Source organism: Streptomyces europaeiscabiei (assembly GCF_001550375.1).
In the GTDB taxonomy this organism is placed as follows: domain Bacteria; phylum Actinomycetota; class Actinomycetes; order Streptomycetales; family Streptomycetaceae; genus Streptomyces; species Streptomyces europaeiscabiei.
In genome coordinates this window covers 1-7111 of sequence record NZ_LRTR01000381.1, presented here as the reverse complement: position 1 = coordinate 7111, position 7111 = coordinate 1, and the positions used below count along the sequence as shown (strand labels likewise).

At 70.3% G+C, this 7111-nt stretch carries 5 protein-coding genes, 1 tRNA gene and 1 pseudogene; 2 read left to right on the top strand and 5 right to left on the bottom strand.

Going from position 1 to position 7111, the window contains the following annotated elements:
* Together AWZ10_RS17925 and AWZ10_RS17920 are read right to left on the bottom strand one after the other, a co-directional pair.
* Positions 1-1734 (bottom strand): YfjP family GTPase (locus AWZ10_RS17925; RefSeq protein WP_425264497.1); only part of this gene is annotated, 1734 nt, incomplete at its 3' end.
* 5 nt (positions 1735-1739) lie between these two features.
* On the bottom strand, positions 1740-3371 hold the full coding sequence (locus AWZ10_RS17920; protein WP_208618517.1) for a dynamin family protein: 1632 nt from the start codon (positions 3369-3371) through the stop codon (positions 1740-1742).
* Positions 3372-3680: 309 nt separating this feature from the next.
* Here AWZ10_RS17920 and AWZ10_RS17915 point away from each other — a divergent pair.
* A tRNA-Arg gene (locus tag AWZ10_RS17915) sits at positions 3681-3753 on the top strand.
* Between the two features lie 178 nt (positions 3754-3931).
* On the opposite strand, the gene AWZ10_RS17910 is transcribed toward AWZ10_RS17915, so the two are convergent.
* From AWZ10_RS17910 to AWZ10_RS17900, 3 genes and pseudogenes are all read right to left on the bottom strand, one after another.
* Positions 3932-4258, bottom strand: a complete 327-nt coding sequence (locus AWZ10_RS17910) for a hypothetical protein (protein ID WP_063809775.1) — start codon at positions 4256-4258, stop codon at positions 3932-3934.
* A gap of 335 nt (positions 4259-4593) precedes the next feature.
* The gene (locus AWZ10_RS17905) at positions 4594-4980 is read right to left on the bottom strand and encodes a YrdB family protein (protein ID WP_046705072.1); all 387 of its coding nucleotides are present in this window, start codon (positions 4978-4980) and stop codon (positions 4594-4596) included.
* 635 nt (positions 4981-5615) lie between these two features.
* A pseudogene (locus AWZ10_RS17900) lies at positions 5616-6169 on the bottom strand (transposase); the annotation flags it as partial.
* Between the two features lie 422 nt (positions 6170-6591).
* On the opposite strand from AWZ10_RS17900, the gene AWZ10_RS53725 reads away from it, so the two are divergent.
* A complete protein-coding gene (locus AWZ10_RS53725; protein ID WP_244172323.1) occupies positions 6592-6783 on the top strand; it encodes a hypothetical protein in 192 nt (63 codons plus the stop codon).
* The last annotated feature ends 328 nt before the right edge of the window (positions 6784-7111 follow it).

Here is a 7111-nt window from a genome sequence, read left to right as displayed (position 1 = left end):
CGTCGGCGCCCCGACCCGCACCGCCAGCTCGTCCAACGCCTCTGGCAGCCCCTGCGCCCCTCGTGCGGCCGCCTCGCGCACCGCCTGGGCCCAGGGCGTGGGCAGCTCCGCAGCGGCACGCTCGGACAACGTACGCACGGCCTGCTCGACCCGCTGTCGGGCGGTGGCCTCCTCGTCCACGGGCGCCGCCAGGGCGAGCCGCCCCGTGGGGGGTTCGCTCCGGTCCTGGTACCACCGCCACAGCCGTAGCCAGGGGGTGCCGCACGCACGGTTGGCGTGGCGCAGCCAGACGCGTTCGGCGGCCTCGCCCGCCGCGGTGGCGCCGACGGCGTCCGCGAGCCGCGCGGCGAACTCGTCCCGGGCCTGCTCGCTGAGCCCCGCACGCCGCTGGTTCGCGTACACCGGCCACAGCCGCGCGGCCGCCGCGTCCAGATCGGCGCGCACCCGGCGGGCGGGCGCGCCCCGCTCGGCCACGAACTGCTCCAGCGCGTCGCGCAGTTCCCCCACCCCGTCCCCGGTGAACGCGGACAGCGCGAGCACGGTGGCGCCCGGTTCGCCGTGCTCGCCCAGCGCGATCCCGTCCTCGTCGAGCAGTCGCCGCAGGTCGTCGAGCACCTGGTGGGCTGCCTCACCGGGCAGCCGGTCCACCTGGTTGAGGACGACGAACATGACCTCCGCGTGACCGGCCAGGGGCCGCAGATAGCGCTCGTGGAGGACGGCGTCGGCGTACTTCTCCGGGTCGACGACCCAGATGACCGCGTCCACGAGCGCCAGGATCCGGTCGACCTGTTCCCGGTGCTGCACCGCCGCCGAGTCGTGGTCGGGCAGATCCACCAGCACGAGGCCGCGCAACCTGGCCTCCGCCTCCGGGCTCTGCAACGGCCGCCGCCGCAGCCGACCCGGAATGCCCAGCCGGTCGATGAGACTCGCCGCGCCGTCGCTCCAGCTGCACGCGATGGGCGCGGCCGTGGTGGGACGCCGTACACCCGTCTCGGAGATCGCCACCCCCGCGAGCGCGTTGAACAGCGTCGACTTGCCGCTGCCGGTGGCGCCCGCGATGGCGACGACCGTGTGCTGCCCCGAGAGCCTGCGCCGTGCCGCGGCCTCGTCCAGGACCCGTCCGGCCTCCGCCAGGGTCGTACTGTCCAGCCGTGTGCGGGACAGCCCCACCAGCTCCCGCAGCGCGTCGAGCCGCGACCTCAGGCGTCCGTCGTACGCGAGCGGGGTGACCGTCTGCGCGGCCGAGGCCCTGCTCTCCACGGCCGGAACCCGCTCGGCGGCACTCGTATCGGTGGCCCTCCGGGCGATGAGCCCGTCGTCCCACGGGTCGCCCGAGTCCGTACCAGCGGACGGGTCACCGGGCATGCCACCGCCGGGACGGTCGGACACGCGCGCGTGGACGTCGTTCTCGCCGTTCGAACGCTGCTCGCCGTTCAAACGCTGCTCGTCCTTCGACCTCTGCTCGCCGTTCGACCTCTGCTCGCGACTCGGGCGGGCCGGTGCACCCGCGGTCCGGTCCCGCGCCTCGCTCTGCTCGGAGCGCCGGCCCTCGGCACCCCCCGACGGACCCCCGTCCGGGTTCGCCGGGCGCCCTTCTTCGGCGGCAGCCTCCGAGGAGAAGCCACTCCCCTCCCCGTCACGCCTCCTGTCGGCCTTCCTGTCGGCCCCCTTGTAGTCGGTCTTCTCGGGGACGTCGTCTCCGGTCTGATCCGTGTGGTCAGTGACGGCGGTCACGGCGGTCACCTCTCCTTCTGCAGTACGGACAGGGCGGCGATGAGTTCGGCCTGTGGTTCGGGGTGTACGTCGAGTGCGTCGAGCGGGGCGAGACGGCGTTCACGCTCGGTGTCGAGGGCCCGGTCGAGGTACTCGGTGAGCAGCCGTCCGCCCCGGTCGCGCAGCCGCAGCGCGCCGTGCGCCCCGAGCCGTTCGGCGAGCCCCTCCCCCGCGGACCTGGCCCGTCGGCCGCCCAACAGGGCCGTGGCGCCCAGGGCGGCCACCACCTCCACGTCCGGCGCGACACTCCGGTCGAGGCCGCGCACCTCTTCCTCGGCGTACTCCTCAAGGACACGCCGCCAGCGTCGTACGGTCATCCCGATCCGGTGCTCGACGCTCTCGCGCGTGGCATCACGTTCCGTCAGCCCGGCCGCCACGGCGGCCGGTTCACGGCGCCAGGCCTCGCCGATCCGCTCGTCGGCGGCGGTGACGGCGCACAGCAGCAGAGTGCCGAGGCTTTCGGCCAGGGCGTCGAGCAGTTCGCCGGCGGTGCAGTCGAGGGGATAGCTGCGCCACCGCTTGAGGGCGTCCCCCGCGAGTACGGCCCCCGACTGCAGACGCCCCTTCACGCGCGCGTGCTCGCTGTCGTACGCCGTGTCGACGGCGGTCGTGAGCCGCAGGGCGGCGGAGTACTGCTGGGCCGCCGCGCTCGCCAGCTCTGGCATCCGGGACCTCAGCGAGTCGAGAACCCCGTGCGCGGTGCGGGCCACGGCCTCGCGCCGGGCTGCCGGATCGGTCGCCTGCTCGACGAGCCAGGCCCGCAGCGACGCGACGGCAGTGCCCGGCAGCAGGCCGCCGCCCCACGCGGACTCGGGCAGCTCGGGCACGGTGAACCGGGGCACGTCACCGAGCCCGGCCTTGGTCAGCAGCGCCCCGTACTGCCGGGAGACCTCGGACACCACCTGGTGGGGCACCCGGTCGAGCACGGTCACCAGGGTCGCCCGGTGTTCCTTCGCGGACCGCAGCAGATGCCACGGCACGGCGTCGGCGTAGCGGGACGCCGTGGTGACCATCACCCAGATGTCGGCGGCGCAGATGAGTTCGGCGGCGAGGACGCGGTTGTCGGCGTCCAGGGAGTCGACGTCGGGCGCGTCGAGGAGGGCGAGACCGGGCGGAAGGCTGTCGGCGGTCTCGATGCGCAGGATGCGCTCGCCCCCCTTGCCGCCGCCCCCGCCCGGCGGGAACGGCTCGTCGCCCGGCTCCTGACCGGACTCCTGCTGAGGTACCCACGCTCGGGTGAGGTTGGGCAGCACCCGCATGCCACTGAACCAGTGATGGTCCTCGGGATGGCAGATCAGTACGGGCGTGCGGGTCGTCGGCCGCAGCACGCCGGCCTCACTGACCTTCCGCCCCACCAGGGAGTTGACGAGAGTGGACTTGCCGGCTCCGGTCGACCCCCCGACAACGGCCAGCAACGGCGCTTCGGGTTGCCGCAACCGGGGCACCAAGTAGTCGTCGAGTTGCGCGAGTAGTTCGTCACGGTCGGCACGCGCGCGCGGGGCTCCTGCCAGGGGCAGCGGGAAGCGCGCGGCGGCGACACGGTCGCGCAGGGCGGATAGCGCGTCAAGCAGCTGGGGCCGTACGTCCAAGGTCACCACATGCGAAGAATGCCCAATTTTGTGGACATTCTGAAGCATATAAGTACGCCTGCGCGCCGACAGGACACACGGGACGGAGGGGACGAGAGGGGCGCAGGCATAACGAGTGCACAACACCCGAGGCCCGAGGCGCCAAAAGAGGTGCACGATTCGTACCTGCCTGCGATTATCAGGACCGCTTCACCGAACCTCCACATTGAGCCACGGAGGCGAAGCAACAGGGACAAGGACTGGGGAGCCCTATCCTTGTCCCCGGCAACGTCACGGATCAGCCCACACCCGGGCACCACGACAGAGGCCACCACACCGGCCCCCGTAGCTCAGTGGATAGAGCAGGCGCCTTCTAAGCGCTTGGCCGCAGGTTCGAGTCCTGCCGGGGGCGCAAGTCTCCACCCTCCCTCTGGGAGGGTTTTTTGCTGGTCACAGCGGGTATCGCTCGCAACGACAAAGCCCCGGACACTCCCCCGACGATCAAGGGGAGGGTCCGGGGCCGTTCGGCTGTCACCGGGTTTTCGCGGCTGACCCTGTCGAATACGTGTCGAAATTCTTGGCGAGAAGCCTCAGTCTCCGTCGGCCGACTCGGGCAGGTCTCCAGGGGCCTCCAGGCGCCTTTTCAGGTCAGGCAGCTGACCCTCGACGCACCGTGCGTAAGTGGCCAGCAGGACCGGCACGCCGCTCCCGGCCCATTCGGCCACCTGCGCGGGTGGAATTCCGTCATTGAGCCACTTCGTGAGGCGCGTGTGCCGGTTGTCGTACACCCGCCTCCCTGTGGGCGAGTCGAAGACGTGCGGGAGCAGGACGGCCTTGCGGGCGCTGCGCCACGCCCGGCGGATGACCGAGCCCGCGAGAATGCCGCCCGTCTCTCCCTGGAACAGCAGATCAACCATGGGGGCGATACGGGATGCCGGCGAGTCGACGTGCCTTCGCTGCGGGCGGGCCGAACTCTCCGTACGCGAGCGCGGGCGGATCAACCTCATGGCGAGCTACTGCGAGAGATGCTGGAACACGCTCGGCAACGAGATGGCCGTGAGCGAGGGAGCCACAGCCGCACCCAGACCCAAACCGGATCCTGGCGACACGGCATGGATTGAGCCGCCGGTATGTCCGGTGTGCGGCGTATTAGTTCGCGTGTACCCGACGAACTACCATGGTTGTGGCTCTGTTGGAGGGATGGCTCCGCCAGCGCACATCCGGCCAACGGCGGGAACGTATCGGAGGCGGATCAGTGGCTGAGCAGCCAGCCGATTCGGTCGTAGGCGAGGACCTGGTAGCCGACCATGATCACAAGGAGCCAGCGGGCCGCGCGGCGCAGGCCGGCGAAGTTGAGCGCGGCCACCGCACCGAAGAACACAGTGAGTTCGAGGAGCAGGCGCACTGGTCCGGGGGTGTGGATATCGCTCTCGCCAGAACGGGACGGGTCATTCGGCACGGCGAAGGAACCCCACGCCCAGCCCACAGCCACGGGCAGTGCGACGACCAGCAGCCAGCGCCACGGAGAGGGGACCTTGCGCCAGGACCAGACGGCCAGACAGAGCAGCGAGACCAGCTCAAGTAGGAAGCGGATCGCGAGCACGGCGTCGTTGTTGGCGAGCGCCAGCGTGACGTTCACCAGGCCTCCGTAGGTGCCTCAACCAGCATCTCATCGCCCCCTGTTGATACCGACTCGCGCGTGCTGACAGTCGTGGATCAGGTCACGTCGGGTGGACTGAGGGATCCTTCCGCATCCGGGAAGCCTCGACAAGAGCCGACGACCTGAACGAGGCAGGGACTGTGGTCGGCCACAGCGATCCATAGAACCTCCACTGCCGCGACTCGGGACGACGGGCCATCGACTTGGCAGACCGCCGGCTCTCCCTTTCCTCCGGAAGAGCCGCACCCAACTACGATCGCTGGGTCAAGCCTCGCCATGGTGGAACTGCCCGCCAAAGACGTCCCAGAGGCTTTCAGGTGGCGTTTGACGCGGCTCCCGACCCGATCTCCCATCCCCGCCGATATCGTGGCCGCAAGGGTCCGTGGAATCGATCCGCTACCGGGCGAACCCGTCGTGCCGGCTCACAGGATGATCTGTGTTCCCGAGCTCGGTGAGCCGCAGGACCCTCCGCGACAGCAGGCGGGAGGTTCGATCCGTGCCCCCTGCGTGTCCGGTCGGGCGGCGAGCGGCGGGTAGTGGCGGGGAACAGCGGGGAGCGACCCGGGTACCCGCACGTCAGCGAATCGCCGGCTCAGCCCAGGTCCGCATACGCGAGCGCGGTTGACCGTTCGCTGGGTTGGTGTGAGGTCACGGCCCGGCGGGCGTCTGAGGGGTGTCGTCACCCACGGTCCGGCTCCCATGTAGGCACGGTCGGCGAGGACCGGGACGCCCTGGCGTTCGCAGATCCGGATGATCCGGTGGGTGCGGGCCGCGGTCAGGTCGTGCGCTCGGCCGGGCAGTGTGGGCGAGATCCACAGCAGCCGGCCCTCCGGATCGGTAACCACCTGCACGTTCACGCCGTGTCGGCGGTGCTTGGCGGAGTAGTCGGCCCGGCCCTCGCCCAGGCGGTCGCACTCCGCGAGAGTGCCGTCGAGCAGGACGTAGTCGGGATCGGCCTCGCGCACCACCTTGAGCAGGCCCGGTGCACGGTCGGCGAGCAGGCTGATCACCGAGGTGTGTAAGCGTGAGCGGTGCCCACCGAGATACCGAAGCCGACGGCGATCTGGGCGAGCGTGTCGTGCTTACGCAGGTACGTCAGGCCGACGAGCGCACGTTGGTGCGGCGGGAGTTTGCAGCGGCGGTCGCTCTCGCGGGTGACGATGAGCATGGTGACCCACTCGACCAGGGCGTGGGGCAGGTCGAGTGAGGCAGAACGGAGGACCAACGCGGCTCCTGTGCCCGTGGGTTGAGACTTCGAACACCTCCCCCAACGGCACGGGAGCCTCGTGCGTTGTGCATCCCGGCCGCGCCACCCGATCGGTGGCCGTGCTGAAAGGATCACTGACACCAAGTCGCTCCGAAAATCGGCAGCGTCACGCCGGCGCGGGCATGACGATCACCACGCGAGTGGTGAAGACTGGATAGATGCGACCTCACGCCCCCGGCGGACTCCTGTTCGTAGCACTCGGTCTCGTCCTTGTCGCCGCCGGCTACGTCTGGAGGGGACGTGTCCTGCGCCCCCTCTCGGCGAAACGGGCCCAGGCGGCCGTGATCCGGGACCGTTCCAGAAGCCTGTTGCATTCTGCGGACATGGCGATCGCCGAAGCACGCCGCCGGGCCGCACGCGGCGACCCGGCCATCGTCACGGTCGGGGACGTGACCAGGGTGGCGTGCCAGCACTACGGGCACTTCGTGGGGCACGAAGAGGCAGCTGCCGCCCTCCGCCGGCGCTTTGATGCCGCCGACTGTTGGGTGGACTGCATGACTGACGCTTTCCACTGACTGTCTCCTCGGCGAGTGCTTATTGCCAGGGGCGCCGAAGCCGTCACCTGATCGGTGGTCACGCTGAAAAGACCCAGTGACCTTCAATTGACCTTCGTCTTCTGAAGACCGCCCGACGGGTCACCGAAAGTCCCCCGGAGCCGCCCCCTACGAAGGCGAACAGCAGAAGCTCGCTGTCTCGCGCTTCCCATACTCGCGGGGGCTGGTTCCGGGCGACGTGCTGGCGCGGTCCAGTCCCTCCAAGACGGAGGCGGCACCGATGGCAGACCAAGATCCGGACCACACGCGGGCCAGGGGGCTGAAGTTTTCGTCGACTTGGGCTGTTGCA

Coding starts and splice junctions, on each gene's coding strand:
- AWZ10_RS17910 (WP_063809775.1), bottom strand. CDS start 4,258: ATGGTTGATCTGCTGTTCCAGGGAGAGACGGGCGGCATTCTCGCGGGC.
- AWZ10_RS53725 (WP_244172323.1), top strand. CDS start 6,592: ATGGCGATCGCCGAAGCACGCCGCCGGGCCGCACGCGGCGACCCGGCC.